The 19,295-nt window shown below is 59.0% G+C and carries 16 protein-coding genes and 1 pseudogene; 6 read left to right on the top strand and 11 right to left on the bottom strand.

Features of this window, described 5'->3' with window-relative positions; all coding sequences use genetic code 11:
- Positions 1 to 118: 118 nt before the first annotated feature.
- The 3 genes from P2081_RS17330 to P2081_RS17320 are packed head-to-tail and all read left to right on the top strand — an operon-like array spanning position 119 to position 3,211.
- Entirely contained in the window at positions 119 to 1,093 is a 975-nt protein-coding gene (locus tag P2081_RS17330; protein WP_278924122.1) for a threonine-phosphate decarboxylase, read from the top strand.
- Positions 1,090 to 2,001 (top strand): adenosylcobinamide-phosphate synthase CbiB, encoded by a 912-nt coding sequence (cbiB, locus tag P2081_RS17325; RefSeq protein ID WP_278924121.1) that lies wholly within the window; start codon positions 1,090 to 1,092, stop codon positions 1,999 to 2,001. Before P2081_RS17330 ends, cbiB begins: the two co-directional genes overlap by 4 nt.
- Positions 2,002 to 2,041: 40 nt before the next feature.
- The gene (locus tag P2081_RS17320) at positions 2,042 to 3,211 is read left to right on the top strand and encodes a lytic murein transglycosylase (protein WP_278924120.1); all 1,170 of its coding nucleotides are present in this window, start codon (positions 2,042 to 2,044) and stop codon (positions 3,209 to 3,211) included.
- A 111-nt stretch (positions 3,212 to 3,322) separates the two neighbouring features.
- Here P2081_RS17320 and P2081_RS17315 read toward each other — a convergent pair whose 3' ends face one another.
- The 4 genes from P2081_RS17315 to P2081_RS17300 form a co-directional block, all read right to left on the bottom strand.
- A complete protein-coding gene (locus P2081_RS17315; protein ID WP_278924119.1) occupies positions 3,323 to 3,793 on the bottom strand; it encodes a YbjN domain-containing protein in 471 nt (156 codons plus the stop codon).
- Between the two features lie 161 nt (positions 3,794 to 3,954).
- Complete coding sequence (locus P2081_RS17310) at positions 3,955 to 7,410, bottom strand: chromosome segregation SMC family protein (RefSeq protein WP_278924118.1); 3,456 nt, start codon at positions 7,408 to 7,410, stop codon at positions 3,955 to 3,957.
- Positions 7,411 to 7,556: 146 nt separating this feature from the next.
- Positions 7,557 to 7,841 carry a hypothetical protein gene (locus tag P2081_RS17305; protein WP_278924117.1) on the bottom strand — a complete coding sequence of 95 codons (285 nt, stop codon included), beginning with the start codon at positions 7,839 to 7,841 and terminating at the stop codon, positions 7,557 to 7,559.
- 76 nt (positions 7,842 to 7,917) lie between these two features.
- Positions 7,918 to 9,126, bottom strand: a complete 1,209-nt coding sequence (locus P2081_RS17300; protein ID WP_278924116.1) for an aminotransferase-like domain-containing protein — start codon at positions 9,124 to 9,126, stop codon at positions 7,918 to 7,920.
- A 208-nt stretch (positions 9,127 to 9,334) separates the two neighbouring features.
- Between P2081_RS17300 and P2081_RS17295 the strand changes: the two genes are divergently transcribed.
- Together P2081_RS17295 and P2081_RS17290 are read left to right on the top strand one after the other, a co-directional pair.
- Positions 9,335 to 10,105 (top strand): FadR/GntR family transcriptional regulator, encoded by a 771-nt coding sequence (locus P2081_RS17295; protein WP_278924115.1) that lies wholly within the window; start codon positions 9,335 to 9,337, stop codon positions 10,103 to 10,105.
- 198 nt (positions 10,106 to 10,303) lie between these two features.
- A complete protein-coding gene (locus tag P2081_RS17290; protein ID WP_278924114.1) occupies positions 10,304 to 10,636 on the top strand; it encodes a GYD domain-containing protein in 333 nt (110 codons plus the stop codon).
- A gap of 208 nt (positions 10,637 to 10,844) precedes the next feature.
- Here the strand turns inward: P2081_RS17290 and P2081_RS21330 are convergent.
- The 3 genes and pseudogenes from P2081_RS21330 to P2081_RS17275 form a co-directional block, all read right to left on the bottom strand.
- A pseudogene (locus P2081_RS21330) lies at positions 10,845 to 11,523 on the bottom strand (BCCT family transporter); the annotation flags it as partial.
- Positions 11,524 to 12,021: 498 nt separating this feature from the next.
- Positions 12,022 to 13,533, bottom strand: a complete 1,512-nt coding sequence (locus tag P2081_RS17280) for an aldehyde dehydrogenase (NADP(+)) (RefSeq protein ID WP_278924113.1) — start codon at positions 13,531 to 13,533, stop codon at positions 12,022 to 12,024.
- Positions 13,534 to 13,636: 103 nt separating this feature from the next.
- Positions 13,637 to 14,317: a GntR family transcriptional regulator gene (locus P2081_RS17275; protein ID WP_278924112.1), complete on the bottom strand. Its 681-nt coding sequence runs from the start codon at positions 14,315 to 14,317 to the stop codon at positions 13,637 to 13,639.
- Between the two features lie 112 nt (positions 14,318 to 14,429).
- On the opposite strand from P2081_RS17275, the gene P2081_RS17270 reads away from it, so the two are divergent.
- Positions 14,430 to 15,500: an Ldh family oxidoreductase gene (locus P2081_RS17270; RefSeq protein ID WP_313790354.1), complete on the top strand. Its 1,071-nt coding sequence runs from the start codon at positions 14,430 to 14,432 to the stop codon at positions 15,498 to 15,500.
- Between the two features lie 427 nt (positions 15,501 to 15,927).
- Here P2081_RS17270 and P2081_RS17265 read toward each other — a convergent pair whose 3' ends face one another.
- The 4 genes from P2081_RS17265 to P2081_RS17250 are packed head-to-tail and all read right to left on the bottom strand — an operon-like array spanning position 15,928 to position 19,294.
- Complete coding sequence (locus P2081_RS17265; RefSeq protein ID WP_278924110.1) at positions 15,928 to 17,223, bottom strand: TRAP transporter large permease; 1,296 nt, start codon at positions 17,221 to 17,223, stop codon at positions 15,928 to 15,930.
- Positions 17,224 to 17,241: 18 nt separating this feature from the next.
- Positions 17,242 to 17,775 (bottom strand): TRAP transporter small permease subunit, encoded by a 534-nt coding sequence (locus P2081_RS17260; protein WP_278924109.1) that lies wholly within the window; start codon positions 17,773 to 17,775, stop codon positions 17,242 to 17,244.
- A 56-nt stretch (positions 17,776 to 17,831) separates the two neighbouring features.
- The gene (dctP, locus tag P2081_RS17255) at positions 17,832 to 18,896 is read right to left on the bottom strand and encodes a TRAP transporter substrate-binding protein DctP (RefSeq protein ID WP_278924108.1); all 1,065 of its coding nucleotides are present in this window, start codon (positions 18,894 to 18,896) and stop codon (positions 17,832 to 17,834) included.
- The gene (locus P2081_RS17250; RefSeq protein ID WP_278924107.1) at positions 18,893 to 19,294 is read right to left on the bottom strand and encodes a proline racemase family protein; all 402 of its coding nucleotides are present in this window, start codon (positions 19,292 to 19,294) and stop codon (positions 18,893 to 18,895) included. Before P2081_RS17250 ends, dctP begins: the two co-directional genes overlap by 4 nt.
- Between the last annotated feature and the right edge of the window lies 1 nt (position 19,295).

The following is a 19,295-nucleotide window of genomic DNA, read 5'->3' as shown; positions in this document are numbered from 1 at the left end:
CGGCCCCACCCCAGAACGGCCCGGCAGAGCTGGCTTGCCTTATGCTCTGGCCTGTTTCATACCCGCATGGCACACTCGCGATATGCGGTGGGGTTGATAGCAGGTCGGAGCCTTTTCCATGTCGGCAAAAACGTCTGAAGCCAGGATAGAAACCGGCGCCACCCAGCGCGACCATGGCGGCAACCTGAGCGCCGCCATCACCCGATATGGCGGGGCGCGCGCCACTTGGATTGATCTCTCGACCGGGATCAATCCCACCCCCTATCCGCTACCGTTTTTCACTGACACAGATTGGACCGCCCTGCCGGACAGTGCCGCCAATGAGGCGCTGCAACAGGCCGCGCGACAATTCTGGTCGGTGCCCGACGGGGCTGCGGTTCTGCCTGCGCCCGGAGCCTCGGCGCTGATTGCCCTGTTGCCCGGCCTTGTCCCTGCGGCTCAGGTCAGGATCGAAACGCCCACCTATAACGAACATGCTGCGGCCTTCGCGCATCATGGCTGGTCCATTTGCGCTGCGGCAGCAACCGCCGCACAGGTGGCCGTGCATCCCAACAACCCCGACGGCCGTCTGTGGCGCGCGGCGGAACTGGATGCGCCATTCACCATCATCGACGAGAGTTTCTGCGACATCTGCCCCGATCAGAGCCTGATCCATATGGCCGCGCGCCCTGGTGTGGTCGTGCTGAAAAGCTTTGGAAAATTTTGGGGCCTTGCCGGGATGCGGCTGGGATTTGCCATTGGCGATCCGGCCTTAATCCAGGCGCTGGCGCATATTCAGGGGCCCTGGGCCGTCTCTGGCCCGGCGCTCAAGACCGGGATCAAAGCCCTGCAGGATCATCACTGGGCCAGCCAGACCCGCCAGAGCCTTGCCCGCGACGCGATACGCCTGGATCAACTGGCAACCAAGCGGGGCGCCCGACTGGTCGGCGGCACCGATTTGTTTCGCCTCTATGAGGTGGACGAGGCCGCCGCCTGGCAGAACCGTCTGGCCAAGGCTCATATCTGGAGCCGCACCTTCCCCTACTCTGAAACCTATATCCGTCTTGGCCTGCCACCCGCGTCCGGCTGGGATCGGCTGGAGGCCGCGCTATGAACACCGCCGAAATGCTGCTGCTGGCGCTCTTGCTCGATGCCCTGCTGGGAGAGCCAGGCTGGCTCTGGTCGCGGGTGCCACACCCGGCGGTCTTGATGGGCAAATGCGTCACCTGGCTGGACAACCGGCTGAACGCTGGAACGGCCAAGCGCGCCAAAGGGATGCTGGCCGCCGGCAGCCTGCTTGGGCTGGGCTTGACCCTCGGCTGGCTCCTGTCGCTGTTTGGCCCATTTGTCGAAGTGCTGATTGCCACCATCCTTTTGGCGCAGCGTTCGCTGGTACAACACCTGCACGCCGTGGCCGAAGGGCTGTCGCAATCGCTGGCCAAAGGCCGCGCGGCAGTGGCGATGATCGTCAGCCGCGACACCGAAACCATGACAGGACCACAGGTTGCGCGTTCCGCCATCGAGAGCGGCGCGGAAAACATGTCGGATGGGGTGGTCGCCCCGGCCTTTTGGTTCCTGCTGGCCGGTCTACCGGGATTGCTGGCCTATAAGATGATCAACACAGGCGACAGCATGATCGGGTATCGCAATGCCCGATACCGCGATTTTGGCTGGGCCACAGCGCGGCTGGATGATCTGGTCAACCTGCTGCCCGCGCGGCTAACGGCAGTGCTGATGGCCACGGTCGGCGGTTGCCTGCGTGACTGGCCTGCCATTGGCCAGGATGCAGCCCGGCACCGCTCGCCCAATGCCGGCTGGCCCGAAGCTGCCATGGCGCGCGCGCTCGGGCTCTCTCTGGCCGGGCCGCGATCTTACGATGGCGAAATGCACAACTTTGCCTGGGTCAATGCGGCTGGCACCAAGAGCATAACCGGACCCGCCATCCGGCGCTGCTGCGATGTTCTTTGGCAGACCTGGGCCCTGGGGCTGGGGCTTCTGGTTGCTTTTACCGTCATCTTTTAGCACATACGTTGCTTTAGAGCTTCATCAAGGACCGCCCGACATGCGCATTTTGCCCCTCGCCCTTGCCGCCCTGCTGATGCCCTCTGTGGCCCTCGCCCAATGTGGCGGCAGCTTCTCCGGCTTTGTGGCGTCCCTGAAACAAGAGGCCCTGACCGCAGGCTATGATCGCACCACGGTCAACGGTTTTTTCAAAGGCGCGCGTCAGGATCCAAAGGTGCTCAGGGCGGACCGCGCCCAGGGGGTGTTTCAAAAACCCTTCATCGACTTTTCGCGCCACCTAATTTCACAAAACCGTATCGACCGCGGGCGTTCCATGGCGCAGAAATACGACAGCACCTTTCGCCGGATCGAGGCCACCTATGGCATCAATCGCGGTGTTTTGCTGGCCTTCTGGGCGTTTGAAACCGACTACGGTGCCTTTCAGGGGGATTTCAACACCCGCGATGCGCTGATGACCCTGGCGCATGATTGCCGCCGCCCCGCGTTGTTCCGCCCGCAGATCTTTGCCGCGCTGGAACTGTACAAGAGGGGCAATTTTGATCCCGCCAGAACCACCGGCGCCTGGGCGGGCGAAATTGGCATGGTACAGATGCTGCCGCAGGATATTCTCGACAACGGGGTTGATGCCGATGGCGACGGCCATGTCAGCCTCAAGACCTCGGCGCCGGATGCGCTGATGTCCGGTGCCAAGATGCTGTCGCATCTGGGCTGGCAGCCGGGACAACCCTGGCTGCAAGAGGTCACCCTGCCGCGCGATCTGGATCTGGCACAAACAGGCACCGAAACAAAGCTATCAGTCCGGGACTGGCAGCGCCAGGGCCTGCGCGCCAAAGAGGGGTCTTTGGCCTCTGGCAATATGATGGCCTCTCTGCTTTTGCCGCAGGGGCACCGGGGGCCGGCCTTTCTCGCCTACCCCAACTTTGACGTCTATTTTGAGTGGAACCAAAGCTTTACCTATGTTTTGACCGCCGCATACTTTGCCAACCGCCTAGAGGGCGCTTCGATCTATAACGCGGGCAAACCCGATCAGGGGCTGTCTAGCGCGCAGATGAAACAACTGCAGGAGCGGTTGCAAAACCTGGGCCATGACGTGGGCAAGGTTGATGGCATCCTTGGCGCCAAAACACGCGCCGCCGTGCAAAACGAACAGCAACGCCTGGGCCTGCCCGCCGATGCCTGGCCAACACCGGCGCTGCTGAAACGGCTCTAGCTCCGGCAGAGCGGCACAACAGAAAAGGGGCATGATGGATATCATGCCCCCAGCCAACCAGACAAAACACCAGAACAGTCCAGCCGCCTTCAGGCCTGGCGGCTGCTGGCTTTAGTTGAAGTCGATAGCTGTTTCAAAATCGCTCATGTGGCGCGACCACAGGCCTACAGTGGTGGCAAAATCATCGGCGCTGATGCCCGCATCGCCCATATAGACATCCATTTCCAGCTTGGTGGACCCATCATCCGCCACATAGGCCCGCACCCAGCGCTTTTCAGCGTTGAATTCATTCACTGTTTTCAGCCGCACACCACCATTGCTGGCATAGCCAGAATAAAACTGAATGGAATCACAGTTGGTGCTATCGGAGCAACCATAATAAAAAATCGTGAACTCACTACCATAATGGGTGACGTTCAGCTGCGGGTCGCCAACATTGTCAGTCAACAGCTCGACATCAGCACCTTCACTCAGAAAGAAAGATTGCAGGCTGCTGGCCGATTTGGCTGTCACATTTTCAGCATGGGCAGCGAATGGGGTGGCTGCCAGTGCGGCAACTGCAAAAAATTTGGTCAGGTTCATAATGTCCTCCGATTGGTATTGTTCTTGTCATGGGCGCGAGCGACCTCGCCTCTGGTTATAAAACCATCACCCTGCGGGGCAAGGGGGCCGTTTGGCCCTGTTTTCCCCCAAGACCACAACGCGATGCCGACGCCAGCTATCAAAGCTTGCGCGGGTTTCACCTAGGCCACAAGGGCTTCGGCCTTTTTCAGATCAACAGAGACCAGCTGACTAACGCCTTTTTCCTGCATCGTGACGCCAAACAGCCGATCCATCCGCGCCATAGTCACCGCATGGTGGGTAATGATCAGAAAACGGGTTTCAGTCTGGCGGCACATTTCATCCAAGAGATCGCAGAACCGGGTCACATTGGCATCGTCCAGCGGCGCGTCCACCTCGTCGAGCACACAGATCGGCGCCGGGTTGGACAGGAACACCGCAAAGATCAGCGCCATGGCCGTCAGCGTCTGTTCGCCGCCGGACAACAGCGACAGGGTCGACAGCTTCTTGCCCGGTGGCTGGCACATGATTTCCAGCCCCGCGTCCAAGGGATCATCGCTTTCCACCATCACCAGATTGGCCTCGCCGCCGCCAAACAGATGGGTAAAGAGATTGGCAAAGCTGGCGTTCACCTCTTCAAAAGCGGTCAGCAACCGTTCGCGCCCCTCGCGGTTGAGGCTGGCAATACCGCTGCGCAGGGTTTTGATCGCCTCTTCCAGATCCAATTTTTCCGAGACCAACTCATCATGTTCGGTCTGAATTTCGCGGGCGTCTTCCTCGGCGCGCAGGTTCACCGCGCCAAGGGCATCGCGCTGCCGTTTGTGCCGGTTCACTTCCGCCTCCAGCTCCTCGGCGTCAGGCATCTGGTCGGGGCTGACCTCTAGCTGCTCCAACAGGGTCTGAGGGCTGCAATTCTGCACTTCGCTGATCCGTTCAGCCGCATGGGTCACGGTTTCACGCGCCGCCTCACACAGGGCTTCAGAGCGCGCCCGCGCCTCGCGCGCTTCCGAGGCGAGCCGCTCTGCTTCGCGTTCGATCTGCACCTTTTCACGCAGGCTGTTTTCTGCGGCAACCAGCGCCTCCGAGGCCGTGGTCTTGCGCGCCTCTGCATCCTCAATGGCCTCGCTCAGCTCCTCGCGCTTTTCAGCGAGTTCAGCAGGGACGGCATGGGCTTCTTCCAGCTCTTCCTGCGAGGCCTCGCGCCGTTCCGCCAGTTCAGCGATACGCCGTTCGGCAGTCTCCAGACGGTGGCGCCAGCCGGACAGTTCCTTTGTCACCTGCTGGGCGCGTTTGATGCGCGCCTCGCCGTCGCGGCGCAGCTCATCATGGGATGACCGGTGGGTGAGCATGGTAATACGCGCCGCCTCGACCGCCTGTTTGACGTCTTCGACCCCGGCACGGGCAGCGTCCAGATCTCCCAGATCGGCCTGGGCCGTCTGGGCCTGCGACAACTGCAACGCCGCATTCATCGCATCTTCGCCGTGGCGCGTCACCGCAATGCCCAGGGTTTCCAGCTTGCCTTCCGCCAGGTTGCGCTCTGCCTCGGCCCGGCTGAGCGCGCGCGCCGCATCCGCCACCCGCTGATCCGCCACCCGCCGGGCCTGGCGGGCGTTTTGATCGGCTTGGGTCACCTCTTCCAAGCGACGCATCAGCGTTTCATGCGCGGCACGGGTGCCATCAGCCTTGGCGCTGACCCGCTCCAGCTCTTGCTTTAGGGATTCCAGCCGGTTCAGCTGTTCCAACCGCAGCGCCGCCGCGCTGGGGGCATCCTCGGCCCAGGCGCGGTAGCCATCCCAGCGCCAGATATCGCCCTCCAGGGTGACCAGCCGCTGCCCCGGCTGCAGATCTGCCTGCAGGCTGCGCGCGGTGTCACTGTCGACAAGGCCAATCTGGCCAATACGACGCGCCAGAGCGTCAGGCCCTGAGACATATTTCGCCAGCGGATCCACCCCATCCGGCAGGGGCACATCGCGGTCATAGCTCGGCAGGGTCAGCCACCCTGTCGGACCATCCGCCGCAGCCAAAGGCGCGCGCAGATCATCCGCCAGCGCCGCCCCCAGCGCCTTTTCATAGCCCGGAGATACGCTCAGCTCATCCAGGATCTGGCCGCTTTCGGCGGTGTCGCGTTCCAGCAATTTGGCCAGGGCGGTGACTTCAGCACGGATGGCGCCCAGCTCGCCCTCGGCCTCGGATCGCTGCGCCCGGGCGGCGGATTCCAGCGCCTGGGTATCGGTGCGCGCCTCATCTGCCGCCGCCAGCGTCTCTTCGGCCAGTTCAGCCGCCTCGCGCGCCTCTTCCTCGGTGGCGAGAGCCGCCTCAAAGCCTTCGCCTGCCAGCTCCAGCGCCTCGGCGGCGTGATCCTGGGCCTCTTGCGCTGCGGCGCCTTCGTTTTCAGCCCGGGTCAAAGTGCGCTGGCAGTCCTCGACCAGACGCTGCGCCGACTGATAGCGAGCCGCGAGCCGCGCCACATCTTCGTTCAGCTGCGTCAAGTGATCTTCACGCGATTCAAGAATCTGGGCCGCCTCGCGCGCCAGATCGGCCGCCTCTTGCAGGCGGGCCTCATGGCCCTCGCTTGCCTTCGCCAGTTCTTTTTGTTCCCAGTCGAGCCGTTCAATCGTGTCGCCCGCATCGCGGTTCAGCCCGCCTTCGCGGTCGATATCATTGCCCAGCTGCTGGATACGACTGACGAGCCGTTCAATCGCTTGGCGCGCCTGGGATTCCTGGTCACCAAGCGAATCGCGCTGCACCACCAGCCGCTGCAGCACCGCTGCGGCAATCGCCTGTTCTTCGCGCAGGGCAGGCAGCCCTTCTTCGGCCTCGGCCCGATTGGCAGATGCCGCGCGCGACAGCGCCTCGCCCTTGGCCGCCTGGGTAACGCGCAGGGTCAGGTCCTGTTCCGCGCTCAGCCGGGCATCATCTGCCTCGCGCCAGCGGCGGTACAGCAACATCCCCTCGGCCAGGCGCAATTTTTCGCCGATGTCACGATAGCGTTGCGCTTGTCGGGCCTGACGGGCCAGCTGCCCCAGCTGCCCCGCCAGCTGTTCGATCACATCATCCACACGCAAGAGGTTCTGCTCGGTATTCTTCAGCTTCAGCTCCGCCTCATGGCGGCGCTGATACAACCCCGAAATCCCTGCCGCTTCTTCCAGAATGCGCCGCCGCGCCTTGGGTTTGGCGTTGATCAGTTCAGAAATCTGCCCCTGACGCACCAGCGCCGGCGAATGCGCCCCGGTCGAGGCATCGGCAAAGAGCATCTGCACATCGCGCGCGCGCACATCGGTGCCATTGGATTTATAGGCGCTGCCCGCATCTCGGGTGATCCGGCGCACAATCTCTAGCTGATCTGCATCGTTAAACCCCGACGGGGCCAGCCGATCCGAGTTATCAATCAGCAGGTTCACTTCGGCAAAGTTGCGGGCCGAACGCGAGGTAGTGCCGGCAAAGATCACATCCTCCATGCCGCCGCCGCGCATTGCCTTGGCGCGGGTTTCCCCCATCACCCAGCGCAGGGCCTCCAACAGGTTGGACTTGCCACAGCCATTCGGACCGACCACGCCTGTCAGCCCGTCGCCGATAATCAAATCGGTCGGATCAACAAAGCTCTTGAAGCCAGTAAGCCTGAGTTTGGAAAAGCGCAAAGCCGCCCCTGAGTGATTCTGTGTTTGTCTGACTCGAGCAGCTTCGTGACTGTTATGTCAATGTAAACAGGCAGCAAGAGCCGCCTCATCCCACCCCTGGCGGCGTCAGATCGTGGAAACAGTGATGTGGACGTGCTACCACGCCCCTAACAGTGCAAGATTCCGGTCATGACCGCCTGATCGCCAAGAACTCCGCGCACCTCGCAGCCGCTTACCCGCGCCATGGCGGTGGCGGCCTGTTGGCGCAACGGCCCCAGTCGGGGCGCATATTGCGGATTGACGCGAGTCGCCTCGGCCAGGGTGCCGCGCAGGCGAACCTCAAACCGGCTACCGCTAACCTCAACCAGCGTCGCGGGCACCCCGGCAAAATGTCCCACCCTGTCAGAACAGGCCGCAAGCCAACATATCAGGACAAGAACAAACCCGCGCATATCCCGGTCAACCTGACGCAATCCAGACGCGAAATCCAGTCAAAACCCCGCGAAGGCGGCGCCCCTACGCCTTGCCCTAGGCCTGTTGCAAGAGACGCCCGAGCCGCTCTACCCCGCTGTGAATCGCCTCTGGCGCCAGCACAGAGAAGCTTAGCCGGAGCGTATTGGCACCGTTGCCATCAGCGAAAAAGGCCTGGCCGGGGACAAAGGCGATATTTTCCTCGTCCAGCGCCCGCACCAGAAGTGCCGCGGCATCAATATGCGCAGGCAGGGTCAGCCAGACGAACATTCCACCTTCGGGGCGGGTCCATGTGATGCCCTGGGGCATATGTGACTGCAGCGCCGCAAGCATGGCATCGCGGCGGTTGCCATAGGCCTGCCGCAGCTGCGCGACATGGGTTTCAAAACAGCGTTCTGCCACCTGATGCACCGCCATCTGGTTCAAGGTCGCCGAGTGCAGGTCTGCCGCCTGCTTCATCAGAACCATCTGTGCGATCACTGGTTTGGCCGCCACCACCCAGCCCAGCCGCAGCCCCGGTGACAAGGTCTTGGAGAAAGAGCCGCAATAGATCGTGCGGCATAGCTCCAGATCACCGCGCCGGGCAATTTCCAGCCCCAGAATCGACGGGATCTGGTCGCCGTCATAGCGCAGCGCCTGATAGGCCCCATCCTCGACAATGGCGCAGCCCAGATCTTCGCTCAGATCCAACAGCGCGTCACGGTCCTGCTGCGACAGGGTCTGCCCGGTGGGATTGGCAAAATCAGGCGACAGATAGGCGAATTTGACCTGACTTCCCGCTGCCTCTGCCGCCTGCCGATAGCTGAGGGCAGATCGGTTGCCCCCCGGATTCAGCTGGTCATAGCGCGGCTCATAGGCGTTGAAGGCCGCCAGCGCCCCCAGATAGGTGGGCCAGCCCACCAGCGCAGTGTCATTTGGCGACAGAAACAGCTTGCCCAGATAGTCCAGCGCCTGCTGAGAGCCCGATGTAATCAGGATGTTGTCGACATCACAGACCACGCCCATCCGCGCCATTTCCCCCCGGATCCACTCGCGCAGCGGCAGATAGCCCTCGCTGAGGGAATATTGCAGCGCCTCGGACTGGCGTTCTGGCGTCAGGCAGTCCTGGAATGCAGCCGAAAACTCCGCCGCCGGAAACAACGCCGGATCCGGGATCCCGCCGGCAAAGGACAAAAGGCCGGGACGGTTCAGCAGCTTCAGCAACTCGCGAATTTCCGAGGCTTTCATCCGCTGGGTTCGGCTGGCAAAGAGCTGTTGCAGCAACATTGGCGTGCTCCGTTTGAGGTTTCCCGATCAACGTAAGAATATTTCAATATGAGTCAATAGTTATGACCTAAAATTTCAAACCTCGCGGCCCCAGCCTTTGATTCCTGCTCGGCGCTTGCAGGCTTGCGCCGGGCGTGGTCATATGTTTTGACCAATTTACAGCACCCGCGCCGCTGTACTGCGACATGATGATCAGCCAGAGGCCCCGATGCCGTTTCAGAAAATCCAGCCCGAAAAACTCTCTGCCTCGGTGGTGCACCAGATTGAACAGCTGGTGTTGCGCGGCATCCTCTCTCCCGGCGAGCGCCTGCCATCAGAACGCGAACTGGCCGAGCGCCTTGGCGTGTCGCGCCCCTCGCTACGCGATGCGATCTCGCAGTTGCAGGCGGATGGGTTGCTTTGCGCCAAGGCCGGTTCGGGCATATTTGTCGCCGATGTGCTGGGCTCCGCCTTTTCCCCGGCGCTGATTGAACTGTTTGCCCGCCACGACGAGGCTGTGTTTGACTACCTCGGCTTTCGTCGCGACATGGAAGGGCTGGCAGCCGAACGCGCCGCCAAATTTGGCTCTGACGCAGATCTGAAGGTGATCCAGACCATTTTTGACAAGATGGTCGCCGCCGGAGCCCCCTCAGTTTCGGATGCAGCGGCCAATCTGGATGCCCAGTTTCATTCCGCAATCATGGATGCCAGCCATAATGTGGTGATGCTGCACATGATGCGCGCGATGTTTGATCTGCTGCAAAAGGGCGTGTTCTACAATCGCCGTATCATGTTCAGCCGTCACACCACCTACGAGGCGCTATTGGCCCAGCATAGCGCCATCAATGCCGCCCTGCAGGCCCGCGACCCCGCAGGGGCCCGTGCCGCCGTCGAGGCCCATCTGGACTATGTGAAACAATCGCTGATCGACCATCAGCGCAGCCTGCGTAACGCAGAAATTGCCCAGCAGCGGCTAGAACATGAAAGCAGCAAGGGATAGTGCGATACTCGCGCCAAAGTTCCCAGCGTCTACCTAGCAGCGACGGGTCACTGTGCGCCTTGCTCGGACGTGCAAAAAGGTCGATGGCCGCGCGGTCGCATCAAATTTGTGCTATGATGATCATCAGGGGGACGTCCGCGGACCTCTGGACATGGTGTCTGGGGCCGAGAGGCGCATTGCTCCCTTAGGGAGGCACGAATGCCTAGATTCATTGTAACTGGTAGCTACACATCGTCGGCTATCAAGGCCATGCTGGAGACGCCAAGCGATCGCGAAGCAGCCGCGCGCGCAATAGTCGAAGCCGCAGGTGGCAAGCTTGAGTCCTTCTACCTAACAACGGGCGACAACGATTTCTCGATCAAGGTCACCATAGATGATGTCACTGACCTTATGGCGGGATTGATGGCAACTGCCGCCAGCGGAGCAGTAAGTAACCTGAAGACAATTCGGGCCTTCACAGCAAGTGAATTCACCGAAATCCAAAAGAAGGCGGGCAAGATCGCCGGATCGTACCAATCGCCGGGTGGCTGAATTTCATAACCGCTGCGGCGGTTCTTGGATTTACCCCAGTGATCTGGGATGAGAACGGCGGATGCATTTTGAAAGCCGAATGGCAGCTCTGCACCCATGCCTTCTGTTCGATGATGGTTGGTGACTGCACCTGCGACGAAGGTCTGCTCCTTCCATTGTTCGTGCAGCATGGGACCGCCACCCGACTGGCAGATCCCAAGACTTTGCAAAGGTAGGATCCGAGGCCCGCTAAGTAGCATTTGAAGATAAAAACGGTCGGACCGAAAACCAGCATGAACAGTAGCAACCCTGCAGCGAGAACTACGTTGATTTTGCTAAGCAACTGAATGCCGCGCGTCAGCCCCGTCATCGCCGAAATCGTATAGAGCATGACCAGCCCCGCGACCACCAAGGCTTGCGTGGCAAAGCTGTCCGGGATGCCAAAGAGCGTGTTCAGACCGTAGCTGACCTGTAACCCGAGGAAACCGATCGGCCCCTTGAGCGCGCGCTCTCCGAACAGCGGATAAAGGAGGGTGCGCAGGGCAAGCGGCAGACCCTTTTCATAGTGGTAATGCATCAGCATCACGGTGGTCAGCGCGCCGAGGATCGCCCAAGCAAGAAAACCCCAATGCATGAAGCTCTGCGCCTGCACAAGCGCGGGCGCGACGGCCTCAGAGGTTCCAGCCTCGGCCCCAAACAACGGCGGCGAGGACAGGAAATGTGCCATCGGCTCCCCCGCGACCCAAAAGACCCTGCCCCCCAACAACTTGGGTACACATGATCATCGCCCCCCATTGGAAGGTCGAGAACTCTGGCCGAACCAGCCCCCCCATCACAGCGCGGCTGCCCGACAGCACGATCAGCACCAGTCCGATCAGGAAGGTGGCCAACAAAAGCACCTGCCAATATGCGTTTCAGCCCGCATGGCTCAGCCGCACTATCTCATCGAAGTGCTGGCCATCGCCGCAGAGAGATAAACGCTCGGCGGTCGAGCGAACCGCCCTGATCAAGCCAATATCAGCCTCTCCTAACATCCGCAGGAGAGGCCGCTGATCCATTGCTACTTTTCTTAACTTTGAGCTGCATGCTACCAGTTAGATGTTGGCAATGAGAATATTGAAAACGACTTGATCGAACAGCTTCAGGACTTCTCCACGCGGCAGATAAGTACCGGTTTGCAAGATGCTGTTCGGACGAAGGCCCGCTATCTTATCATGTTCATGCTTCCACCCAGGGAGACCTCCGTTTGCCTGCGCAAAGTCTTCTTGGTGAAGTTTCTTGAGCGATCCTTTATTGCCCATCTAGCCAAGGTCGCGAAGGTATGTAGCAAATTCCAACCGAACACGGATGGCCCCGCGCAAATCGAAGCCCCGAGGATATTCATCCTCAGGGCAGGTATTGCCGGTTTACAGGTCTTCCGGCAACAGGCTGTCAGGCATGTCCTGGTAACAAACAGGCCGAAGGAAACGGCGGATTGACAGCGTTCCAACTGAGGTGGCGCCAAAGTTGGTTGACGCCGGATACGGCCCCCCATGAACCATTGCGTCGCTGACCTCAACACCGGTCGGGAAACCGTTGGCCAGAATTCTGCCCGCCTTACGTTCAAGAACCGGCATGAAACCAGCGGCAGCTGCGGCATCTTCGGCATCCACATGCACCGTGCAGGTCAACTGTCCCTGAAGGCTCTGTGCGACCGCAAGCATTTCCTCGACCGTCTCGGCGGTGACAATCACACCAAGCGGGCCAAAGACCTCTTCGGCCAGTTCTTCGTTGTCCAGCCATGCCCTTGCAGTGGTGGCGTATAGATACGGCGTCGCGTTTCGCAGATCGCAACGGGTTGTCAGAACCTCACGAACGCCTGACGCCTGTGCGACACGTCGCTGGCCGCTGCGATAAGCATCAGCAATTCCGTCGGTCAACATCGTTTGTGGCCCCACCTGCGACAGGGCGTCACCTGTGGTTTTGACAAATGCGTCGGCCGCGTCCCCTGCCAGCATCACGGCAACGCCAGGATTAGTGCAGAACTGGCCCGCCCCCATCGTCAACGAGCCGGCCCAGCCTTGTGCGATGGCTTCGCCACGATTTTCAAGCGCCGCTGCAAAGATAAACATCGGGTTTACCGAACCCAGCTCACCAAAAAACGGGATCGGCTCGGGGCGGGCTGCACAGAGATCGAACAGCGCGCGACCACCACCAAGCGATCCGGTAAAACCGACAGCCTTGATCAGGGGATGTTGCACCAAAGCTGCGCCAACCTCACGGTTGCCGCCTTGGATAAGACTAAAGACCCCTGGGTGGGTTCCGCATGTTTTGACAGCCGCACAAATGGCTTCGGCGACGATCTCGCTGGTGCCGGGGTGCGCGCTGTGTCCCTTGACGACAACCGGACAACCGGCGGCCAGCGCTGCAGCAGTGTCCCCGCCCGCCGTGGAAAATGCGAGCGGGAAATTCGATGCCCCGAACACAGCCACAGGACCAACCGGACGCTGGATCAATTGTAGGTCGGACCGGGGCAACGGCTGTCGATCCGGCAAGGCTTCATCGTGACGGTGGTCAAGGTAGTCGCCCTTCAGGATATGGCTGGCAAACAACCGCAACTGGCCCGTGGTCCGGCCACGTTCACCGTTCAGGCGTGCCTCGGGCAGGCCACTTTCCTGCATGCCAATTTCTGTGATCGCCGTGCCACGTGCTTCGATTTCATCAGCAATGGCATTCAGCAGCGCGGCCCGTTCTTTCCGGGTGGAGTATCCGAAACTCCAAAACGCGTCTTCTGCCGCGGCAGCGGCCGCTTCGACATCCGCAATGCGACCGACCGCAAAATTATGTGGTGTTCCCGACGCGGGTTGCGACGAAAAGGTGCCATCCCCGTCGACCCATTTGCCTGCAATCAGGTGTTTTCCATGTGGTGTGAATGTCATCGAGCCCTCTTTTTCTGCTATCTAAGCAAACGGTTTCGCAATTGTGGATAATGTATCCAAAATTGCGAAAGATGCAAGAACCCTCTCAGCCCCCGGTCAGGTTTCAGCCTGTGTCGCCGTTGCGTTTGGCAACCATAAGTTTCAAAAGATTTTCTTTGGTCTGCGAAATATGGTGGGTCAACACCGCGCAAGCCTCTTCCACTTTTCCTTCGCGGGCCAGGGCCAATAGTTCACGGTGCTCTTCCCGGGCCGGATCACGTTGCTTCATAACGCTGAGGTGCATCCGAACGTAGCGATCAGATTGAAGGTTGATGCGCTGCAAAACTTCGTTGGTCAGCCAACGGTTCGCAGGGGCATACAAAGCCGAATGATAATCATAGTTCAACGCCCCCCATTTACCCACGTCATCAGCATCATATGAAGTTTCCATCGCCTCGAGAATCTGTTCGCAGCGGGCAATCTGCGACGCAGACATTACCGGAATAGCGCTCCTGAACAGATCTACTTCGATCAGGATGCGCAGGTCGAAAATCTCGCCAATTTCATCCAGTGAATGTTTGGTGACCGTCGCGCCCTGATTGTTGGTCAGCTGCACCAAGCCTTCGGCATCGAGCCGTTTCAACGCCTCGCGCACAGGCATTCGCGAAACGGTGTATTCTTCTGCCAGCGCCTCTTGCCGGATGGTCGCGCCTTCAGCCAGATCACCATTCAAAATGCGTTCGCGAATGTCGTCGGCGATCACATCAGGAAGACTTTGTCGTTTGATCGCCCGTTTGCCGCCCATTTCACACTCTCTTACGGTTTCGAATTTTGGATACAGTTACCCATTTCGGATTGTTATTCCAAGAAACTATTGCCCGCAGTTACCGACGCCTGCCGGTGGTATGGACAATTGAATGCATTGTATCCATTATCCAATACATACCATTCACGACAGAAAAGTCAAACCGATGCACAACACCGTCAAGATCCCCCTAGAAGAAGTCAAAAGTCTCGCCTTCAACATCCTTACCGGTGCTGGCTACGGCAAAAACCATGCCGAAACTATTTCCGAAATGCTGCACACCTGTCAGCTGGATGATTGCCAGTCGCATGGCTTATTCCGGTTGTTGATGTGCGTTCAAACGATCAAAGCAGGGCAAATCGACGGGCAAGTCGAACCACAGATTGCACATCCCGCAAAGGCCATCATCCAAGCGGACGCACGGGGTGGAATGTCTCTGCTCGCGATGGAAGCCGCCATTCCCCTGCTGATCCAAAAGACCCGCGAATTTGGTATTGCCGCAGTTGCAATCAATCGCTGCTTCCACTTTTCGGCGCTATGGCCCGAAGTTGAACGGCTATCGGCGGCTGGACTTGCCGCGATCGCGATGGTCCCCAGTCATTCATGGGTCGCGCCAGCCGGCGGGACACGTGGGACGCTTGGGACCAATCCGCTCGCCTTTAGCTGGCCGCGCCAGGGCACAACACCATTCACGTTTGATTTCGCGACCAGCGCTTTTGCACGCGGCGAGATTGAGCTTTACAAACGGACCGGGAAACCACTGCCGGAAGGCGTCGCGATCGACAAGAACGGCAACCCGACCACCGATCCTGATGCAGCGCTGCAGGGTGCTATGCTGACCTTTGGTGGCTACAAAGGCTCGGCCCTGTCAATCATGATCGAACTCATGGCAGGCCCGTTGATCGACGATCTGACCAGCTTTGAAAGTATGGAATACGCGCAGGGAAACGGTGGTGCGCCCTACCATGGGGAAATCATTCTGGCCTTTGATCCAGTGCAATTCTCGGGCGGTAAGAGCGACGCCAATAATGCCCGCGCCGAACGGCTGTTTGCCGATATTGTTGATCAGGGCGCGCGGCTGCCGTCACAACGGCGCTATGCCGCACGCGCGCGCAATCTGGATCGCGGCTTTGTCGAAATTTCAGCCTCTCTGTTTGATGATCTACTGGCCCTGTTGCCATAACTACGGCGCAAATCAAAACCGCGATGGCGCATCGGTTGCCATCGACAGTCCTAGATCAGCACCCAATATCAGGTCCGTCACCAGTTCTGCGGTCGCCGCAGACTGGGGCAGACCAAGATGCCCATGATCAAGCATAAAATACGTTTACCCAGTCCGGCGTGTGATCGGGATGGGTGAAGCGCGGGTACAGACCAGGCTCGATCTCCGCAATTGCCTCGGGGCTTTGCAGATGATCGAACCCAACGCCATGACAGCGGCGCGGCCAATGGCACCACATCGGTAAAGGCAAAGGCCCCGGCACTAGCCGCCGAGGCCCCCTGCGCGACGCCAGCAAGGTCCAGCACCCGCGCGCTGCAACCTTGCAGCTTCCGGGCGGCGCTGATGCCGAGACCTCTTGCGCCTATGACGATTACGTCGCGCTGCCCCACTAGAGGCCCACAAGGACAGAGGGCAGCCATGTCACCAAGGCGGGGAAGAGAATGATCACGACCAAGACCAGCATCTGCGCACCAACAAAGGGGAGCACACCACGATACATCTGCCCGTAGGTCATACTGCTCGGTGCGATTGAACGCAGATAGAAGATCGATGGGGCCATGGGCGGTGTCAGATACGAGGTCTGGATGACCACAAGAACCATCATCGCGAACCAGATTGGATCAATACCGGCGCTTTTTACGATCGGAGCAAAGATCGGAACGAAGATCAGAACAATCGACACCCAATCCAGCACAAAGCCGGAAAAGAAGACCACTGTCAGGAAAAACACGATAATTCCGACATTGCCATAGCCGATTGTTTCAACCGTATCGCGGACCAAATCCCCCCCGCCAGTGACCGCAAAAATGCTGGTGAACATGGTGCCACCCGCAATGATAAGCATGATCATTGCCGTGATCCTCAGGGTCACCCCAAGAGAATCCATCAGCAGTTTCACGGTCAGTTCGCGAAACATCATCGTCAACACCAGCGTACCTGCGGCGCCGACAGCGGCGGCTTCTGTTGCTGATGCGATACCCGCCAAAAGAGAACCAAGCACCATGACAATGAGCGCAAGCGGCGGCAACATCGCCGTCAGCGATACCGACACCTTTTCCTTCAAGGGGATTGCGCGGTCCTGGGTCGGCAAGGGCGGCGCATCAGCTGGATGTCGCAGGCTACGGATCAGAATGTAGCCGACAAAGAAGGCCACCATCAAAATGCCCGGGAAGATAGAAGCCGCGAAAAGCTGGCCAATCGAAAGCTGGGCAATAGAGGCATAGACAACCACGATAACGGAGGGCGGAATAATCGTGCCCAATGATCCACCTGCGCAAATCGTACCCGCGATCAAATCATTTTTGTAGCCCGCTTTCATCATTGGCGGGATTGCCATTAACCCGACGACAATTTCAACCGCACCAACAACGCCAGACGCGGCGGCAAAAATTGCACACATCGTAATCGTTGAAAGCGACAAACCACCTGGAAGACCGCCGAGCCAAAGCTGCAGCGCATAAAACAATCGCCGCGCAATGCCGGATCGTTCAAGGACTGCGCCCATAAAGATGAACAGCGGAATCGCCGCCAATACGAAATTCGACGCGGTGCTCAGCAACGGGCCGTAGAGTTGAAGAAAGATCAGATCACCGAACACGAAATAGCCAAAACTCACTGCGATAATCATCAGTGAAAAGGCGACTGGAATTCCAGCAAAGACAAGCACAAACAGTGCGGCAAACATCAGCAGGGGTATCATCTATCAGATCTCCAACTCGGTTATTTCGGACTCGGCGGTTCCGGGTTGTTTTTGACCAGAGAGGTATTTTACCGCTTCGGCAACGAACTGCAGCGAAAAGGCAAAAAGCCCCAGCGCAATTACCGCGTAAAATGGCCAGACCAGTGGAGCCCAGGGGCTGACCGCTTCAACTTCGGCTGTGGTAAAGGCCTTGAGTGCTTTGGTTGCGGCGACCCAAGTGAATGCAAATGAGATAGGGGCCATCACCAGCAGATAGACCGACCCATTCAGAAGTTGCTGAACACGCATGGGGAATTTTTGCGACAGAAAATCGATGCGCACATGCGCGTCTTCTTGCAGCGAATAGGCCGCGCCAAGCAGAAAGATGGACCCGTTCAACATGTAGGAAATGTCAAAAGCCCACAAAGTCGGGGCGCCGAATGCATATCGTGCCACGACTTCGTAAAGCATCGCAACGATCAGAGCAAAGATGGCCAAGCGGCCAAAAAAACCCAACGCTTCTGAAAATCGTTCACAGAGGTTTTGTAAAAGTGCCATGTGGGCCTCCTGACAGGGTGGTCGGCGTTGCTGCCGACCACCCGGATTTTGATGCGTTACTCAGCGGTGTCACGAACAAGATAGTTCGTGTTCTTTGCCCAGTTCGATTGGTATGCCAAGTAGCTATCAAGCACGTCCTGCATCCGCTGGCTTCCTGCATCGCTTTGGGCTTTGGCTTCGCTCTGCGCCCAGCCCCGGCCCGCTTCGCGGATCTTTTCGGATTCTGCGCGATCCATCACGACCAGCTCGACATTGGTTTCGCGAAAATCGGCCATGGCCCGTACATCACTGTCACCGAAACGGGTATACCCTTCATATGTTGTCAGTTTTGCCGCGGCTGTGATCAACGCCTGCAAATCCTCTGGAAGCGCGTCCCATGTCTCTTCCTTTACAAACACTTCCCACAGGAACGATGGCTGGTGGACACCAGGCATGATCATATAGGGGGCAACTTCGTGGAAACCTTCGGTGATATTCGCACCCGGAGTAGACCATTCAATCGCATCCACGCCTTTGCGTTGCAGCAGGGTGTAGATTTCATTCCCCGGCACAACCGTCGGAACCCCGCCAAATTCGTTCTGCAGAACTTCGGCAAAGGCACCGGAAGTACGGAACTTTACCCCGGCAAGATCTTCGACCGTTTCAATTTTCACGTTCGAATGCGCCATGATTTCAGAGGTGCCGATACCGACAACAATGCTGTGCAATCCCATCTCTTCACGACGGAATTCCTGCAACATTTTTTCGCCGCCACCTTCATAGACCCAGTGCAATGTCGCTTCTGCGGACATCCCACCAGGGAAACTGGCAAAGATCGCATTGGTGGCATCCTGATTGACCAGATACGAGGGGGTCGAATGCCCTGCTTCAACGATGCCATCCTGCACGGTTTCATATGCTTTGAACGCAGGGGCCAGAACACCCGCCCCAAACGATTTGATTTCGACCCGGCCCTGCGTAAGGGTGTCGACGTTGCCAACAAACCGTTCCATGAAGTTTTGGTAAAGAAACGACCCCTCACCAACGCCGGCGGTCATTTTCCATTCGACTTCAGCCGCCTGAACGGGGCTTGAAATTGCAAGAGCAATTGCCCCTGCGGTAACAAAGTTGGATATCTTCATGTTGTCCTCAGATCTGTTGAACGTTGAAGCATGGCACCATTGGAGCATGCAATATTGCTGCGGCCGAATTGCTTCCGGCTCTGGTTATTAAGGGCGTCGGAGATGCCGTTTTTATGGGGATCGTCCGTGTTGAAATGCAGCATGGCTGCCGCGCGATGAGTGCGAAGGCGCGCAATGTCGGTGATGGAGACCGTATTTGCACCGGACAGGCAGTTCTCGACAACGCCAACGACACAGTCGGGATCGACAGGATCATCCAATAGCGCACCGACCATCGCAGTCTGACCGCGAGGTTCCATCGTCACGGACTGGTAAAAATCTCTGCGCTGCGTTGCAAACACTTTCGCGCGTTCCGACAAAGGCCCCGACCCAAAGTCGGGGCCACCACTCAGGATCATG

It is taken from the genome of Pseudophaeobacter profundi, assembly GCF_029697505.1.
In the GTDB taxonomy this organism is placed as follows: domain Bacteria; phylum Pseudomonadota; class Alphaproteobacteria; order Rhodobacterales; family Rhodobacteraceae; genus Pseudophaeobacter; species Pseudophaeobacter profundi.
Note: the sequence above shows the minus strand (reverse complement) of the source record. Positions and strands in the feature narration are given on the sequence as shown.

What these genes read in the sequence shown, in the direction of transcription:
- P2081_RS17295 (WP_278924115.1), top strand. Translation starts at nt 9,335, where the DNA reads ATGCCGTTTCAGAAAATCCAGCCCGAAAAACTCTCTGCCTCGGTGGTG.
- P2081_RS17275 (WP_278924112.1), bottom strand. Translation starts at nt 14,317, where the DNA reads ATGGGCGGCAAACGGGCGATCAAACGACAAAGTCTTCCTGATGTGATC.
- cbiB (WP_278924121.1), top strand. Translation starts at nt 1,090, where the DNA reads ATGAACACCGCCGAAATGCTGCTGCTGGCGCTCTTGCTCGATGCCCTG.
- P2081_RS17260 (WP_278924109.1), bottom strand. Translation starts at nt 17,775, where the DNA reads ATGGCACTTTTACAAAACCTCTGTGAACGATTTTCAGAAGCGTTGGGT.
- P2081_RS17290 (WP_278924114.1), top strand. Translation starts at nt 10,304, where the DNA reads ATGCCTAGATTCATTGTAACTGGTAGCTACACATCGTCGGCTATCAAG.
- P2081_RS17270 (WP_313790354.1), top strand. Translation starts at nt 14,430, where the DNA reads ATGCATTGTATCCATTATCCAATACATACCATTCACGACAGAAAAGTC.
- P2081_RS17305 (WP_278924117.1), bottom strand. Translation starts at nt 7,841, where the DNA reads ATGCGCGGGTTTGTTCTTGTCCTGATATGTTGGCTTGCGGCCTGTTCT.
- P2081_RS17280 (WP_278924113.1), bottom strand. Translation starts at nt 13,533, where the DNA reads ATGACATTCACACCACATGGAAAACACCTGATTGCAGGCAAATGGGTC.
- P2081_RS17320 (WP_278924120.1), top strand. Translation starts at nt 2,042, where the DNA reads ATGCGCATTTTGCCCCTCGCCCTTGCCGCCCTGCTGATGCCCTCTGTG.
- P2081_RS17330 (WP_278924122.1), top strand. Translation starts at nt 119, where the DNA reads ATGTCGGCAAAAACGTCTGAAGCCAGGATAGAAACCGGCGCCACCCAG.
- P2081_RS17265 (WP_278924110.1), bottom strand. Translation starts at nt 17,223, where the DNA reads ATGTTTGCCGCACTGTTTGTGCTTGTCTTTGCTGGAATTCCAGTCGCC.
- dctP (WP_278924108.1), bottom strand. Translation starts at nt 18,896, where the DNA reads ATGAAGATATCCAACTTTGTTACCGCAGGGGCAATTGCTCTTGCAATT.
- P2081_RS17315 (WP_278924119.1), bottom strand. Translation starts at nt 3,793, where the DNA reads ATGAACCTGACCAAATTTTTTGCAGTTGCCGCACTGGCAGCCACCCCA.
- P2081_RS17300 (WP_278924116.1), bottom strand. Translation starts at nt 9,126, where the DNA reads ATGTTGCTGCAACAGCTCTTTGCCAGCCGAACCCAGCGGATGAAAGCC.
- P2081_RS17250 (WP_278924107.1), bottom strand. Translation starts at nt 19,294, where the DNA reads ATGATCCTGAGTGGTGGCCCCGACTTTGGGTCGGGGCCTTTGTCGGAA.